Source organism: Burkholderia sp. RS01, assembly GCF_039748055.1.
GTDB lineage: Bacteria > Actinomycetota > Actinomycetes > Actinomycetales > Micrococcaceae > Arthrobacter.
Window position 1 is genome coordinate 68679 of sequence record NZ_JBDLAK010000018.1, and the last position, 14344, is coordinate 83022.

Below are 14344 nucleotides of genomic sequence, written 5' to 3' on the forward strand. Positions count from 1 at the left end.
TCCGAATCAGACGCGTCCTGCTGCGCGGGCAGGGCTCAGGTAGAAGGTGAGTCGGAATTTGCCGATCTGGACTTCGTTTCCGGACTTCAGCTCCACGCTGTCCACGCGGTCGTGGTTGACGTATGTGCCGTTCAGGCTGCCGGTGTCCACCACCTCGAAGCTCCGGGACGTGCGCCGGAACTCGACATGGCGGCGGGACACCGTCACGTCGTCGAGGAAGATGTCGGCGTCCGGGTGCCGCCCGGCCGTGGTGACGTCGGAGTCAAGCAGGAATCGGGCACCCGAGTTGGGCCCGCTGTGGGCCACGAGCAGCGCGGAGCCGGAGGGCAGCGCCTCGACCGCGGAGCGTTCCTCCGGGGAAAGCTTAGGCACGATCGTGGGCTCATCATGGACGGGAGTGAGGTTGATCGAGGTTGTCTCCGAAGCCCTGCCCACGCCCGTGCCGTAATCGCTGTTGGTGTGGTTCTGTTCGCCGCCAACCATGGATTCCTCCTCCTTCGTTGCAGATGTCCCCCTGCAATCAACGCATACCGTCCGGAAATGCCTGGCAAATCCGGTGTACCGCCTGCTGGCCGGCCATTGGACTCCAATAGCCGGTCAGCGGGACCGGTTAGCTTTAGCCTACCTGCTGTTCGTACTCCGATGCACTGAGCAGGGAGTCCACCGCGTCGGCTTCGGCGAGCTTGACCTCGATGAGCCAGCCGTCGCCGTAGGGATCGGAGTTGATCAGGGCCGAATCGGTGTCCAGCGATTCATTCCGGGCGACAATTTCGCCCGAGACCGGGGCGTAAATGTCGCTGACGCTCTTGGTGGACTCAACCTCACCGATGACGTCGTTTGCCTTAACAGTGGTGCCGACTTCCGGCATCTGGGCGTAAACGACGTCCCCGAGCGCGTCCTGGGCGAAGTCGGTGATCCCCACGCGGACAACACCGTCGGCATTCGGAGCGGACACCCATTCGTGTTCGGCGGTGTAGGACAGATCAGAGGGAATGTTGCTCATCAGGGGCCTTTCATCGGGTTTGTCACCAATGTCAACGGAGGCGTAGGGAACAAGCCACCGCTGAAAGTATATGCACATCTCCGAAGCCGCCGGACGCGGCCCTAACGCCCACTCCGGCGTCCGGCTGTGGCAAAGTGGGTGCATGCCAGAACTACCGGAAGTGGCCGGTCTGACGTCTTTCCTGAACGGGCGTCTGCGGGGCGCCGTGCTGGAGAAGCTCCAGGTGCTGTCCGTGGCCGTGCTCAAGACAGCGGACCCGCCCTACACGGCCCTGGTGGGCCGCACCGTCACCGGCGTGGAACGCTTCGGAAAATTCATCAGCATCGACGCCGACGGCCTGCACCTCGTGTTTCACCTCGCCAGGGCGGGGTGGGTCCGGTACACGGAATCTCCCTCGGCCGCTCCCCTCCGTCCGGGAAAGGGCCCCATCGCCGCCCGGGTCGGGTTCGCCGGAGCGGACGGCCAGCATGTCGGCATCGACCTGACTGAAGCCGGGACCAAGAAGAGCCTGGCGGTCTATGTGGTGCGTGATCCCCGTGATGTCCCGGGCGTTGCCGGGCTGGGACCGGATCCGCTGGACCCCGGATTCGGCCCCGGGGAGTTCGCCGATATTCTCGCGTCACATTCGCAGCAGATCAAGGGCGTGCTACGGAGCCAGGGCGTCATGGCCGGCATCGGGAACGCCTACAGCGACGAAATCCTGCACGCGGCAAGAATCTCGCCGTTTGCCATCGCCAGTTCCCTCGACCGGGACAGCGTGCGGATTCTGTACGACGCCGTCCACAGTGTCCTGGGGGCAGCGGTGAAGGAGGCAGTGGGCAAGGCGCCCGGCGACCTGAAGGACACGAAGCGGGGCGCCATGAGGGTCCACGGCCGCACCGGCCTGCCGTGCCCGGTGTGCGGCGATACCGTGCGTGAAGTGTCCTTCTCCGACACCGCGCTTCAGTACTGCCCGACGTGCCAGACCAAGGGGAAGATCCTGGCCGACCGCAGGACGTCCCGCTTCCTCAAATAGTCGCCTTTCCGGCAGGGCCTACGCGGCCGGTTCCGGACAACAAAAAACCCCGCCAATCCGGATACCGGATTGGCGGGGTTTAGTTGGTCGGGCTGACAGGATTTGAACCTGCGACCCCTTGACCCCCAGTCAAGTGCGCTACCAAGCTGCGCTACAGCCCGTCAGTTCCGCCGTTCTCCGCTTCAGTGAAGTTCAGAAGAATTTCACCTAAGCAGTCCGGCCGAACCACCTCCAAAAGCTTACACGATTCCGGAGGGTGCCCGTGACATTTTCAGCCGCCACGGGCACGGTGTGTCCTAATTAACGCTTCTTGCCGCGTTTTTCGCGGACACGCATGTTGACTTCAATGGGCGTGCCTTCGAAACCGAACGTTTCGCGGAGCCGCCGGGTGATGAACCGGCGGTATCCGGGGTCCAGGAAGCCTGTGGTGAACAGGACGAACTTCGGCGGCCGGCTGGAGGCCTGCGTGCCGAAGAGGATCCTGGGCTGCTTGCCGCCGCGGACCGGGTGCGGGTGGGCGGCCACGAGCTCGCCCAGGAAGGCGTTGAGCCGGCCCGTGGGGATGCGCTTGTCCCAGTTTTCGAGGGCAAGGTCCAGCGCGGGCACGAGGCGGTCCTTGTGCCAGCCGGTCTTGGCCGAGATGTTGACCCGCGGCGCCCAGGCCACGTGGGCCAGGTCCTGCTCAATTTCGCGTTCCAGGTAAGTCCGGCGTTCGTCGTCCAGCAGGTCCCACTTGTTGAACGCCAGCACCATGGCGCGTCCGGATTCGATGGCGAGCTGGAGGATGCGGACATCCTGCTCGCTGAGGACCTCGTCCACGGCGAGGAGCACGACGGCGACCTCCGCCTTTTCGAGCGCGCTCTGGGTCCGCAGGGAGGCGTAGAAGTCGGCGCCCTGGGCCATGTGCTGGCGGCGCCGGATGCCGGCGGTGTCGACGAAGCGCCAGGTACGGCCGCCGAGTTCGATGAACTCATCCACCGGGTCGCGCGTGGTGCCCGCAGTGTTGTCCACGACGACACGCTCGGAACCGGCGAGCTTGTTCAGGAGCGACGACTTGCCCACGTTCGGGCGGCCGATCAGGGCCACACGCCGGGGGCCGCCGGAACGTTCCAGGCCCTCGATGGTGGAGAATTCCGGCAGCGTGTCCATGACATGGTCCAGAAGGTCGGCGACGCCGCGGCCGTGCAGGGCGGACACGGGGTACGGCTCGCCGAATCCCAGGCCCCAGAGCGTGGCGGAATCGGCTTCCTGCGCAAAGTCATCCACCTTGTTGGCGACCATGATGACCGGCTTCTTGCTCTTGCGCAGCATCTTCATGACGCCTTCGTCCGTGGCAGTCGCGCCCACGGCGGAGTCAACGACGAACAGCACGGCATCAGCCAGCTCCACGGCCATTTCGGCCTGTTCCGCCACCCGGGCGTGGATGCCGCGGGCATCGTGCTCCCAGCCGCCGGTGTCCACCACGGTGAAGTTACGGCCGTTCCAGTGGGCGGAGTACATCACGCGGTCGCGGGTCACGCCCGGGGTGTCCTCCACGACGGCCTCGCGGCGGCCGAGGATGCGGTTCACAAGGGTGGACTTGCCCACGTTCGGGCGGCCGATGATGGCCAGCACGGGATCGAGCTTGACCGGCCCTTCAAAGTCCTCGTCGTCGTAGCGGCCGCTGAGCAGCGCTGCGTCTTCGTCGTCGAGTTCGTAGTCGTCCAGCCCGGCCCGGAGAGAGGCCGCGCGGAGCTCGGCCTCGTCATCGTCCAGGGCTGCGAGATGCTCAGCCACCTGGTCGGTGCCGGTGGGCGTGTATTCGTCTTCGCCGGCGCCCGAGAGGCCGGAGGTTTGAGTCGTATCGCTCATTGCACTTTCCTTAGTGGTGATCTGCCGGCGACCCGGCTACTGCGTTGGGACGTTCTTGCGGGAATTCCGCGTCGGGCAATGGCTGCCCGCTCAGGTAAATGGTGTCCTGGACATGTTTCGCCAGCGCAGCGCGGATTTCCATTCCCGCCCTGTCCATTGAAGCACGCCCGGTTTCGTTGGGTTTTCGGCCAATGCGGAGGGGCTCAGCGAAGCTCACGTGCAGCCTCCGGCCCGGCCTGGGAACCGTGTCCAGGTGTTCGCCGCCCTTCCGCGTGCCGAGGATGGCCACCGGGACCACCGCTGCCGCGGAGTTCAAGGCGAGCCATGCCACTCCGTTACTGATTCCGGATGCCTTGCCGCTGCCCCGCGTGCCTTCGGGAAGAATCCCGACGCAACGGCCGGCGTCGAGCACCTCCTTGCCGAGCTGGAGGGCAGACCGGTCCCCGGAGCGGTCCACCGGAAGCTGGCCGGAGGCCCTCAGCACGCGCCCCAGGAAGCCCTTGAACATCTCCTGTTTGACGAGGATGTGCATGGGGCGCGGGGATGCGCCGAACATGACCGGGCCGTCCAGGAAGCTGATGTGGTTGCCCGCAAAGATCACCGGGCCGTCGGCCGGCACGTTGTCGCGGCCCGTGACGGAGGTCCGGTAGATGACGTGGTCCAGCAGCCAGCCCACGGGCCGGCTCCATCCCATGGTCCAGGCCGCAGGCACGCCGCTGCCCGGAGCACCCTCGTTGGCCGCGCCGGACGCGTCACTCATGGTTGATGACCTTGGTGACAATCCGCAGTGCCGCGGCCACGGTCTCCTCGAAGTCGAGCTCCGACGAATCGAGCGTGACCACACCGTCAGCGGCCTGCGTGAAATTCACAACGGTTGAATCCCTGGCGTCGCGCTGGGTCACCTGGGCGGCAAGCTCCTCCGCGCTTTGGGTGCCGCCAAGCTGGATGCCGCGCCGGCGCAGGCGGGCTTCCTCGCTTGCGGTCAGGAGCATGCGCACCTGTGCACCGGGCACGACGACGGTGGTGATGTCCCTGCCTTCCACCACCATGCGGCGGTGGTGCTTTTCGATCAGCGCGCGCTGGCGCCGGATGAGTTCGGTCCGGGCTCCCAGCGTTGTGGCCACGGCGCTGACCGCGGCGGAGATCGCCGGCTCGCGGATGGCCTCGGTGACGTCTTTGCCGTCCACGCGCACATACTCTTCATGCGGAGTGGTGCTGATGTCGAGCGGCAGTTCTTCAGCCGCAAGTTCGACGGCGGCTGCGTCGGTGAGGTCGATGGCGCGGTCGAGGCAGAACCAGGTCAGCGCCCGGTACATGGCGCCGGTGTCCAGGTAGGCGAGGTTCAGCCGGCGGGCAACTTCCTTGCTGACGCTTGATTTTCCGGATCCGGACGGCCCGTCGATGGCGACAACGAGGGGCCGGCCCAGGCGCAGGGCAGGCAAAGTATCAATCAGTTCCTGTGTCATTTACTGCAGTACCCGCCATCCGCGGTCATTGAGGGCTTCGATGAGGAGATCGTGCCTGTTGGGGAGAACGGACAGTTCCACCATGCCGACGTTTTGGCCGGATGAGTGGTCGAGCCGCAGGTCCTCCACGTTGACGCCGATCTCGCCGATCTCCGTCAGGAGCCGGGCGATCTGGCCCGGCTTGTCGTCCACGAGGACGGTCAGCCAGGAATACGCCTGCGGCGGCCCCCCGTGCTTGCCAGGGATCCGTGCCTGCCCGGCGTTGCCTTCGCTGATCAGCTGGGCCAGGTCCAGGCGGGCGCCCGGGGCCGTTGGATCCTCCAGCGTGCCGATCAGCCTGTTCAGGTCCTCGCGGACTCCGTGCAGGATGCCAACGACCTTTTCGGCGTTGGCCCCAAGAATCTGCACCCAGAGCGTGGGATCACTGGCGGCGATGCGCGTCACGTCCCGCAGCCCGTTGCCGGAGAGGGACAACGCGGGCAGCGGAGTGCCCTGCAGCCGGCTGGCCAGCAGCGACGACATGACCTGGGGCAGGTGCGATACGAGCGCTACGGCCTCGTCGTGTTCGTCCGCGGTGAACTGCGAGACGACGGCGCCAAGGTCGCCCGCCAGGGCGCGGGCGGCCTGCAGCGCCGCGGGAGAGGACTCCTCGGCGGCGCACACCACCCAGGGCATGGACGTGAAGAGCTCGCCGCGTGCGGCAACAGGCCCGGACTTCTCGCGCCCTGCCATGGGGTGCGTTCCGACGTACCGCGACAGGTCCACGCCGCGGCGGCGCAGTTCGTCCAGGATGGCCGCCTTGACGCTGGCAATGTCCACGACGGTGGCCTCCGGGAAGTCAGCCAGTGCACGTTCCACGACGTCCGCCGTCACGTCCGGCGGAGCCGCCACGACGACGAGTTCGGGCTGCTCCTGGCCCAGTGCGTCCAGCGGCAGGCCGGCGCCGATGTCCACGGCGACGGCCTGGTTGGTGGGCGACGGGTCAGAGAGGTACACGGCGACGCCCCGGCCGCGCAGGCCGAGGCCGATGCTGGCGCCGAGCAGCCCGGTGCCGATCACGGCGACCGGGCCGTTCAGGTGCCCGCGGCCGTGCGTGCGGAAAGCAGACATGCCTTACAGCCCCACGGACGCCAGCAGGTGGCCGACTTCCTGCTTGCCGAGGTTGCGGATGCTCCCCTGGCGCTGGTCGCCCAGGCCGATGGGGCCCACCTTGACGCGCACCAGGCGCAGCACGGGGAATCCGACGGCGTCGAAGAGCCGGCGGACAATACGGTTCTTGCCCGAGTGCAGCACGACTTCGATGAGCACATGCCCGGGAGTCGAATCAACGAGCCGGAACGAGTCCACCGAGGCGATGCCGTCCTCCAGTTCAACGCCGGCCTTCAGCTGCGCGCCGATGCCCTGCGGGAACGGCCCCCGGACCTGGACCAGGTACGTCTTGGGAACCTCGTAGGAAGGGTGCGTCAGGCGGTTGGCCAGTTCGCCGTCGTTGGTCAGCAGCAGGAGGCCCTCGGTGGCGACGTCCAGGCGGCCGACGTGGAAGAGGCGCTCTCCATGGGTGTTGCGGACGAAGTCGCTGATGCAGGGACGCCCGTCCGGGTCCTCCATGGTGGACACGACGCCCTTGGGCTTGTTGAAGACCATGTACACGAGGGACTCATCGAGCTGGATGCGCAGGCCGTCCACGTGGATAACGGACGCCTTGGGATCGACGCGGACACCGAGCTCGGTGACTACCTGGCCGTCGACTTCCACGCGGCCTTCGGCGATCATCTCTTCGCAGACGCGCCGCGAAGCCACTCCCGCCTGCGCCATGACCTTCTGCAGGCGGACGCCGTCGGCGTCGTGCAGTTCGGACTGCGGCACGGGACCGCTGGGGCCGCGCTTGCGCGAAGGCTTGCGGACCGCGCCGAGGCTCTGGCCGAACCGTTCGCCGCCGAATGCGCGCGTGCCGAAGGTCTTGGCCGCAGCGGACCGCGGCTTGGGCTTGAGCGCGCCGGGGGTGCCGGGCGCCTTTCCTGCCCCGGGCTTGCGGGCTCCGGGCTTCCGGACTGCCGGCTTGGCGCCGGACTTCCAGTCGCCAGCGGCCGGCCGGCCGGCCGTCTCGCCGGCGGGCGATTCGTCGGGATCGACGAAAGGCTCCTCCCGCGGCCTGGGTGCCTTGTAGGGGCGGTCGCCGCCCTTGGAGAAGTCCCGCTGGCCGGCGCCGAAGCCGCCGCCGCGCGGGCTGGGGGCACCGCGTCCTGCGCTGCCCGCTGAATTTCGTTCCGGACCTTTACGTCCTGAACTTTTACGTGGTGAACCCTGGCGTCCCGCCTGTGTCATGACCCGTCCTTCGTTGTGTTGACCGGCAACGGTTGTCCTAGGACAACACTAGCCAGCCGTGCAGATTAAATCTGCCCTGGTGAATACTGTTGCGCAGGCAAAACTGCCTACATTCTTCCGGCGTCATAGAACTCTTCAATTCCTTCAAGCCCCGGAAGGTGCGGTGAAAGCTGAGGCAACTCAGCCACCGAGCCGATTCCCATGCGTTCAAGGAAATACGACGTCGTACGGTACAGGACAGCGCCTGACTCCGGATCTGTTCCGGAGTCCTCGATCAGCCCCCGCTGGGTCAGCGTCCGCACGACAGAGTCAACATTGACCCCGCGAATTGCAGACACCCTCGCCCTGGAAACGGGCTGCCGGTACGCGATGACGGCGAGCGTTTCGAGCGCCGCCTGCGTCAGCCTGGCCGTCTGTCCCTCCAAGACGAAGGCACCGACGACGTCAGCGAATTCAGCCCTGGAGTAGATGCGCCAGCCACCGGCGACATTCCGCAATTCAAAGCCCCGGGGGCTGGAGGTGAAGCCAGCGTTACTGGCAATTTCCATATCCGGGGCTTTAACAGTATAGCCGTCATACTCGCGCTGCAGTTCCAGCAGCAGGTTCTCCACGGCCGCCACGGTCAGGTTGAGTCCCGCGGCGAGGTCCGTTGCCGATGCCGGCTGGTCCAGCACCATCAGGACGGCCTCGAGCGCAGCGCGCGCTCCGCCCGGCAGCGCCGTGACATCGGTGCCGCCGCTGTCCGTGTCATCCGACGACGGTTCCTGCACAGGTTTCCTCACGGCTGTTCCTCATATTCTTCGGTCAGGTGGTCGCTGCTCCACTCCGCGCCGGGCGCCGTCCAGCGGACGGTGAGGTCACCCAGCGGCGCAAGCTGGTTGAAGGCCACCACCTGGTCGCGGAACAGCTCAAGCAGGGCCAGGAAGCGGGCAACCACCACCAGCGTGGATTCTGCATCTGCAATCAGGGCGCGGAACGACAGTGGCCTGCCCTGCTGCAGGCGCAGTCCGATCAGCTCAGCCTGTTCCTTGACGCTGACGGGGCTGCCGTGGAGGTGCGCCAGCCCCACTTCGGTGGGCGCGGGGGTCTTGGGTTTCAGGGCAGTTTCCGCGAGGGCGGCGAACTGCTGAGGCGTATGCTTCCAGACGAGCTCCGGCAGCATGGCCGCGAAGTGCTCTTCCAGCGCCACCTGCCTCGGGTACCGCCGAGCCTCCAGCTCGAGCGTGGCATCCAGCAGCGCCGCCACCTGCTTGAACGCCTTGTACTGCAGCAGCCGCGCAAAGAGCAGGTCCCGCGCCTCCAGCAGGGCGACGTCTTCGTCGTCCTCGACCTCGCCGGCCGGAAGCAGGCGTGCAGCCTTCAGATCCAGCAGGGTGGCAGCGATGACGAGGAACTCGCTGGCCTCATCAAGGGCCCACTCCTCCCCCAGTTTCTGCAGGTTCCGGATGTACTTGATGAACTCATCGGTCACTGTGGCCAACGCCACCTCGGTGATGTCCAGCTGGTGCTTGGAGATCAGGCCCAGAAGCAGGTCGAACGGGCCGGTGAAGTTCGCCAGCCGGACTTCGAAGCCGGGCTTCCGGACTTCCGGCGGGGTCCCGCCGTCGTCCGCCTGCTGGCCGTGCTGCGCGAGCGGCGTTGCCGACTCAGCCGACATCCAGGCTAGGGCGCGCCGCCGCGCGAGATGAGTTCCTTGGCGAGGCGGCGGTAGGCGTCGGCGCCGATGTGGTTGCCGGCGTAGCTGGTGATGGGTTCGGCGGCCACAGTGGCATCGGCGAACTTGATGGAACGCTTGATGACGGTCTCGAAGACTTTGTCGCCGAAGGCTTCCACGAGGCGCGTAATGACCTCGCGGCTGTGGAGCGTGCGGGCGTCGTACATGGTGGCGAGCACGCCGTCCACCTGCAGCCGCGGGTTGAGGCGGTCCTGGACTTTGTCGATGGTCTCGACCAGGAGGGCCACCGCCCGCAACGCGAAGAATTCGCAGATCAGCGGGATGATGACGCCGTGGGCGGCCGTCAGGGCGTTGACGGTGAGGAGCCCGAGGGACGGCTGGCAGTCGATGAGGACGACGTCGTAATCGTCTTCAACCTTCTTCAGCGCCCGGTCCAGCACCTGTTCGCGGGCAACCTCATTGACCAGCTGGACCTCGGCAGCGGAAAGGTCGATGTTGGCGGGCAGGAGATCAACGTTTTCCACGCCGGTCTGGTGGATGGCATCGCGGATGTCCACCTTGCGGTCCATGAGGACGTTGTAGACAGTGAGATCAAGTTCGTGGGGGTTGACGCCCAGCCCGGCGGACAATGCACCCTGGGGGTCGAAGTCCACCAGGAGCACGCGGCGGCCGTATTCCGCCAGCGCGGCCGCGAGGTTGATGGTGGACGTGGTCTTACCCACGCCGCCCTTCTGGTTGACCATGGCAATCACACGGGCCGGTCCATGGGAGGACAGCGGCGCGGGCTCCGGAAATTCGCGGTAGGGACGTCCTGTGGGACCCATCACGGCGTCTTCCAGGTCGAGTTCCGTGCCTTCCAGAGTTGCTGAACCCTGTTCGCTGCTCACGTATCTATCCACACTTTCGATGACGGTGATTGTTCTCTGCCGCTGAATGCCCGGGCCGCTATCTGCCCGGCGCCCATGCTGCTTCCACCCAAGGCTACAGCGCCCGACACGGCATTCGGTGGAACTTGACTTTTGATGGCGCTTGAGCCTTGACCTTTTACCTGAGGTCGAAGGTTGGTGTTCCGCCCAAGCAAACCGCCCGCACAGGCTGGGCCTGTACGGGCGGTTGGCCGGCGCCGAGGCGCCGTGGACTCGGGAGTCCTAGGCGTGGGCAGGAATTGCCTTCTCCTGGGTTTCGAGCACTCCGTGATGGGCCATCATGGTCTGCTCGTCGAAGGGCTCTTCGCCGGACAGGACGCGGCTGACCTGTTCGCCGTCGATCTCCTTGACCCAGGTTCCGATCAGGACCGTGGCCACGGCGTTGCCGGTGAAGTTGGTCAGGGCGCGGGCCTCGGACATGAACCGGTCGATGCCGACGATCATGCCGACGCCGCCGAGGAGTTCCGGCCTGTGGGCCTGCAGGCCGGCCGCCAGGGTGGCAAGGCCTGCACCGGTCACACCGGCTGCGCCCTTGGAAGCGATGATCATGAAGATCAGCAGGGAGATCTGGGCCCCCAGGTCAAGAGGGGTTCCCATCGCGTTGGCCACGAACAGTGATGCCATGGTCAGGTAAATGGCAGTGCCGTCCAGGTTGAACGAGTAGCCCGTGGGCACGGTCACGCCGACCACCGGCTTGGAGACGCCCAGGTGTTCCATCTTGGCGATCAGTCGGGGCAGCGCGGCCTCGGAGGACGAGGTGGAGAAGATCAGGAGGTACTCACGTGCGAGGTACTTCATGAGCTTGAAGATGTTCACTCCGGCCACGACCTGCAGCAGGCCGCCCAGGATGACGACGATGAAGAGTGCGCAGGTGATGTAGAAAGCGACCATGAGGGTGAACATGCTCACGATGGCCTGGAAGCCCGTGGCGCCGACAACCGCGGCGATGGCACCGAAGGCGCCGACCGGGGCGAGCCACATGATCATGATCAGGATCCGGAAGACGACTGCCTGGCCGAGGCCGATGGCCTTCAGGACCGGGGCGCCCTGCGGGCCCATTTTCTGGAGGGCGAAGCCAACGAGGATCGCGGCGAGCAGCGTGGGAAGCACGGGGACGTCACTCGGGATGATGCCCAGCAGGAAGTCCACGGTGCTGTCCGTTGCGGCCTTCTTGTTCGGGTCGTAGGGAGCAAGCTCCAGTCCCTCACCGGGGTGGATGATGTTGCCGACAACGAGACCGATGGCCAGCGCGAACGTCGACATGACAACGAAGTAGCCGAGGGCAAGACCGCCCACCTTGCCGACCGTTGCGGCCTTGGCAATGGAGCCGATGCCCAAAACGATGGTGCAGAAGATGATCGGGGCGATCATCATCTTGATGAGCTTGATGAACCCGTCCCCCAGCGGCTTCAGCGATTTGCCGACCTCCGGGAACAGCAGCCCCACCAGTGCGCCCAGGATGACAGCGGCGATGACGGCAATGTAAAGGTAGTGGGACTTGTCCAGTCCCTTGCGCCCGGTCTTGGCCGGTGCGGCCGACTCTCCTCGTTGAGAAGCCATGATGTGTCTCCTTATGGATAATCTGGAAGACGCTTCGGCACAGTCTCTGGGCTCTTCGCGTCCGTCCTTTGTGATTTCCATCATTCGCCACTGAGTGACTTGGCTCACCGTTGCGTTCATATTGGTCATAGGAGGTGTTGTGATCCACCGTTGGAGCATTGCCAGGCGGCTGTTCGTGGCCAACCTGCTGTTCGTGCTGGCATTGACCGCTGTCGTGGGGACGGCCGCCTTCGTGGACGCCCGCGACCGCACGTACGACGAAACCGGACGCCGGATGGCTGCCCTGGCGGTCTCCATCGCCGATAACCCGCTGGTGCTCCAGGCCGCGGCCTCCCCTGATCCGTCCGCCCGGCTCCAGCCTTACGCGCTCAAGGTGATGGACAATGCCGACGCCGACTTCATCACCATCATGGCCCCGGACCGGACACGGTGGACGCACCCCCTCCACGAGGAGATTGGCCAGCCGTACATTGGCTCGATCTCCGATGCCCTCGCCGGGCACGTGTTCACGGAGATCACGGCCGGAACCCTGGGGCCCTCCGTGCGGACGATCGCTCCGGTCAAGGCCGCTGACGGCTCGGTCAAGGCGCTGGTGGCTGCGGGGGTGACCGTTCGGAACATTGATGTGGCGGTTGCCGGCAGGATTCCGGCGTTGCTCGTCATCGCGGGAGGCCTCCTCCTGGGCGGATCGCTGACGTCCTGGCTCCTGGGGCGTTATCTCCGCGGGGTAACCCGTGGCTGGGGACCCGAACAGCTGGCCCAGCTCTTTGCCTACTACGAATCGGTGCTCCACTCGGTGCGCGAAGGCGTCATCCTGATCGACTCCAAGGGGCGCGTGGTGATGTACAACGACCAGGCGGCTGAGCTGCTGGGGCTTGAGCCGCGGGACTCCGGCGATGATCCGGCGAACACGCCTCTCCTGGCCGACCTCCCGCTGGCTCCCAGCCTGAAAAACCTGTTTGAGTCAGGCCGCGCCGCCCACGACGAGATCCATTTGACCGGCTCCGGCGTCCTCGTGGTGAACCAGGGTCCGGCCGTGGGCCCGGGTTCCCGGTCCGGACGCCCGGCGGCGGCGTTCGGCACAGCCGTGTTCGGAACTGTGGCGACGATCCGGGACCGGACCGAAATCGAGTCCCTGGGAACCGAGCTTGAGACGATGCGGACACTTTCGAACGCACTGCGGGCCCAGACCCACGAGCACGCAAACCGGCTCCACACCATGGTTTCGCTCCTGGAGCTGGGGCGCACGGGGGATGCACTGGACTTCGCCACCCAGGATCTCGAACTGAGCCAGCAGCTGACGGACGACATGGTGAGCTCAGTGCAGGAACCCGTGGTCAGCGCCCTCGTCATGGGCAAGGCCGCCGAGGCCAACGAACGCGGGGTGGAGCTGGCGGTGCAGGCATCCGGCGCAGCGGGCGCGGCAGGCCTCGCCGTCCAGGACCTCGTCACCATCCTCGGCAACCTGCTGGACAACGCCATCGATGCCGCCGCCGACGCCCCCGCGCCGAGGCGGGTGGAGCTGCAGGTGAATTCACACGACGGCGGACTGGAGATCACCGTGCAGGATTCCGGAAAGGGCATTGAACCAGGTGCCGTCGACGACATCTTCCGGTACGGCTTCAGCACCAAGGAGGCCGGTCCCTTCGGCCGCGGCCTCGGGCTGGCGCTTGTGAAGCAGGCCGTTCAGCGTCTGGCCGGTACGATGACCATCACCAACTCCGGCGGCACCGGCGGTGCACGATTCCATATCGTGCTGCCCGCGCCGGACCCGCACAGCCTCCCGGAGGAACACGCGTGACAGACATCCGAGTCCTCGTCGTCGAGGACGAGCCGATAGCTTCGGCAGCCCATGCCGCCTACGTGGGCAGGCTGGACGGGTTCACCCTGGCGGGCACCGCTCCCGACGGACAGTCTGCCCTGCGGATGCTCACGGAATTCGCAGCGGCCGGCACCCCCGTGGAGCTGGTGCTCCTGGACATGAACCTTCCGGACCTGCACGGACTCGACATCGCGCGCCGGATGCGCTCCTCCGGCCATTTCGCGGACATCATCGCGATCACCGCGGTCAGGGAGCTCGCGATCGTCCGCAGCGCCGTGTCAATCGGCGTGGTGCAGTACCTCATCAAGCCGTTCACGTTTGCCACGTTCTCGGACAAGCTGGACAGCTACCGCCAGTTCCGCGAGCAGCTTGCCAGCGCCGAGGCTGGATCAGCCAAGGCCGGCGCCTCCCAGAGCGACGTCGACCAGGCATTCGCCAGCCTCAGGGCGCCGTCGGAACTGCCCCTCCCGAAAGGCCTGGCACCCTCAACCCTTGACGCCGTCCGCGACTTCATCCGGAACCAGCCGGGGGCGGTGTCCGCCACCGAGGTCATGACCGCGCTGGGAATGTCGCGCGTGACGGCCCGGCGCTACCTGGAGTATCTTGCCGACGCCGGCACCGTCTCCAGGACCGCACGCTACGGCGCGCCGGGGCGCCCCGAGAATGAATACCGCTGGTCCCGGGCCTAGGTTTCGACAAGC

Annotated in this window: 14 protein-coding genes and 1 tRNA gene; 3 read left to right on the forward strand and 12 right to left on the reverse strand. The window is 66.2% G+C overall.

The features are described 5' to 3' along the window. Positions 1–6: 6 nt before the first annotated feature. Positions 7–483: an FHA domain-containing protein gene (locus ABFP37_RS16475; RefSeq protein ID WP_078028991.1), complete on the reverse strand. Its 477-nt coding sequence runs from the start codon at positions 481–483 to the stop codon at positions 7–9. Between the two features lie 133 nt (positions 484–616). Then, positions 617–1003 carry a glycine cleavage system protein GcvH gene (gene gcvH / locus ABFP37_RS16480; protein ID WP_078028992.1) on the reverse strand — a complete coding sequence of 129 codons (387 nt, stop codon included), beginning with the start codon at positions 1001–1003 and terminating at the stop codon, positions 617–619. Positions 1004–1145: 142 nt separating this feature from the next. On the opposite strand from gcvH, the gene ABFP37_RS16485 reads away from it, so the two are divergent. After that, complete coding sequence (locus ABFP37_RS16485) at positions 1146–2018, forward strand: DNA-formamidopyrimidine glycosylase family protein (protein WP_078029025.1); 873 nt, start codon at positions 1146–1148, stop codon at positions 2016–2018. 84 nt (positions 2019–2102) lie between these two features. On the opposite strand, the gene ABFP37_RS16490 is transcribed toward ABFP37_RS16485, so the two are convergent. The 10 genes from ABFP37_RS16490 to ABFP37_RS16535 form a co-directional block, all read right to left on the reverse strand. Then, positions 2103–2179, reverse strand: a tRNA-Pro gene (locus tag ABFP37_RS16490). 139 nt (positions 2180–2318) lie between these two features. Continuing rightward, positions 2319–3869, reverse strand: a complete 1551-nt coding sequence (gene der, locus ABFP37_RS16495; protein WP_078028993.1) for a ribosome biogenesis GTPase Der — start codon at positions 3867–3869, stop codon at positions 2319–2321. A 10-nt stretch (positions 3870–3879) separates the two neighbouring features. Then, positions 3880–4629 carry a lysophospholipid acyltransferase family protein gene (locus ABFP37_RS16500; protein WP_347034205.1) on the reverse strand — a complete coding sequence of 250 codons (750 nt, stop codon included), beginning with the start codon at positions 4627–4629 and terminating at the stop codon, positions 3880–3882. Further along, on the reverse strand, positions 4622–5335 hold the full coding sequence (gene cmk, locus ABFP37_RS16505; protein ID WP_078028995.1) for a (d)CMP kinase: 714 nt from the start codon (positions 5333–5335) through the stop codon (positions 4622–4624). The genes ABFP37_RS16500 and cmk overlap by 8 nt, the downstream gene beginning before the upstream one ends. Beyond that, positions 5336–6445 carry a prephenate dehydrogenase gene (locus ABFP37_RS16510; RefSeq protein WP_347034206.1) on the reverse strand — a complete coding sequence of 370 codons (1110 nt, stop codon included), beginning with the start codon at positions 6443–6445 and terminating at the stop codon, positions 5336–5338. It abuts the gene before it with no gap. 3 nt (positions 6446–6448) lie between these two features. Then, entirely contained in the window at positions 6449–7660 is a 1212-nt protein-coding gene (locus ABFP37_RS16515) for a pseudouridine synthase (protein ID WP_078028997.1), read from the reverse strand. A 107-nt stretch (positions 7661–7767) separates the two neighbouring features. Continuing rightward, complete coding sequence (locus ABFP37_RS16520) at positions 7768–8442, reverse strand: SMC-Scp complex subunit ScpB (protein WP_347034207.1); 675 nt, start codon at positions 8440–8442, stop codon at positions 7768–7770. Next, entirely contained in the window at positions 8439–9317 is an 879-nt protein-coding gene (locus ABFP37_RS16525; RefSeq protein ID WP_347034208.1) for a ScpA family protein, read from the reverse strand. Before ABFP37_RS16525 ends, ABFP37_RS16520 begins: the two co-directional genes overlap by 4 nt. A gap of 5 nt (positions 9318–9322) precedes the next feature. Beyond that, positions 9323–10159 carry an AAA family ATPase gene (locus tag ABFP37_RS16530; RefSeq protein ID WP_251045729.1) on the reverse strand — a complete coding sequence of 279 codons (837 nt, stop codon included), beginning with the start codon at positions 10157–10159 and terminating at the stop codon, positions 9323–9325. Positions 10160–10483: 324 nt separating this feature from the next. Further along, positions 10484–11821 carry a cation:dicarboxylase symporter family transporter gene (locus ABFP37_RS16535; RefSeq protein WP_078029000.1) on the reverse strand — a complete coding sequence of 446 codons (1338 nt, stop codon included), beginning with the start codon at positions 11819–11821 and terminating at the stop codon, positions 10484–10486. A 139-nt stretch (positions 11822–11960) separates the two neighbouring features. Here ABFP37_RS16535 and ABFP37_RS16540 point away from each other — a divergent pair, with 139 nt between their 5' ends. Both ABFP37_RS16540 and ABFP37_RS16545 read left to right on the forward strand, forming a co-directional pair. After that, positions 11961–13622: an ATP-binding protein gene (locus ABFP37_RS16540; protein ID WP_347034209.1), complete on the forward strand. Its 1662-nt coding sequence runs from the start codon at positions 11961–11963 to the stop codon at positions 13620–13622. Then, entirely contained in the window at positions 13619–14332 is a 714-nt protein-coding gene (locus tag ABFP37_RS16545; RefSeq protein ID WP_078029002.1) for a response regulator, read from the forward strand. Before ABFP37_RS16540 ends, ABFP37_RS16545 begins: the two co-directional genes overlap by 4 nt. The last annotated feature ends 12 nt before the right edge of the window (positions 14333–14344 follow it).

What these genes read in the sequence shown, in the direction of transcription:
- ABFP37_RS16475 (WP_078028991.1), bottom strand. Translation starts at nt 483, where the DNA reads ATGGTTGGCGGCGAACAGAACCACACCAACAGCGATTACGGCACGGGC.
- gcvH (WP_078028992.1), bottom strand. Translation starts at nt 1,003, where the DNA reads ATGAGCAACATTCCCTCTGATCTGTCCTACACCGCCGAACACGAATGG.
- ABFP37_RS16485 (WP_078029025.1), top strand. Translation starts at nt 1,146, where the DNA reads ATGCCAGAACTACCGGAAGTGGCCGGTCTGACGTCTTTCCTGAACGGG.
- der (WP_078028993.1), bottom strand. Translation starts at nt 3,869, where the DNA reads ATGAGCGATACGACTCAAACCTCCGGCCTCTCGGGCGCCGGCGAAGAC.
- ABFP37_RS16500 (WP_347034205.1), bottom strand. Translation starts at nt 4,629, where the DNA reads ATGAGTGACGCGTCCGGCGCGGCCAACGAGGGTGCTCCGGGCAGCGGC.
- cmk (WP_078028995.1), bottom strand. Translation starts at nt 5,335, where the DNA reads ATGACACAGGAACTGATTGATACTTTGCCTGCCCTGCGCCTGGGCCGG.
- ABFP37_RS16510 (WP_347034206.1), bottom strand. Translation starts at nt 6,445, where the DNA reads ATGTCTGCTTTCCGCACGCACGGCCGCGGGCACCTGAACGGCCCGGTC.
- ABFP37_RS16515 (WP_078028997.1), bottom strand. Translation starts at nt 7,660, where the DNA reads ATGACACAGGCGGGACGCCAGGGTTCACCACGTAAAAGTTCAGGACGT.
- ABFP37_RS16525 (WP_347034208.1), bottom strand. Translation starts at nt 9,317, where the DNA reads ATGTCGGCTGAGTCGGCAACGCCGCTCGCGCAGCACGGCCAGCAGGCG.
- ABFP37_RS16530 (WP_251045729.1), bottom strand. Translation starts at nt 10,159, where the DNA reads ATGGGTCCCACAGGACGTCCCTACCGCGAATTTCCGGAGCCCGCGCCG.
- ABFP37_RS16535 (WP_078029000.1), bottom strand. Translation starts at nt 11,821, where the DNA reads ATGGCTTCTCAACGAGGAGAGTCGGCCGCACCGGCCAAGACCGGGCGC.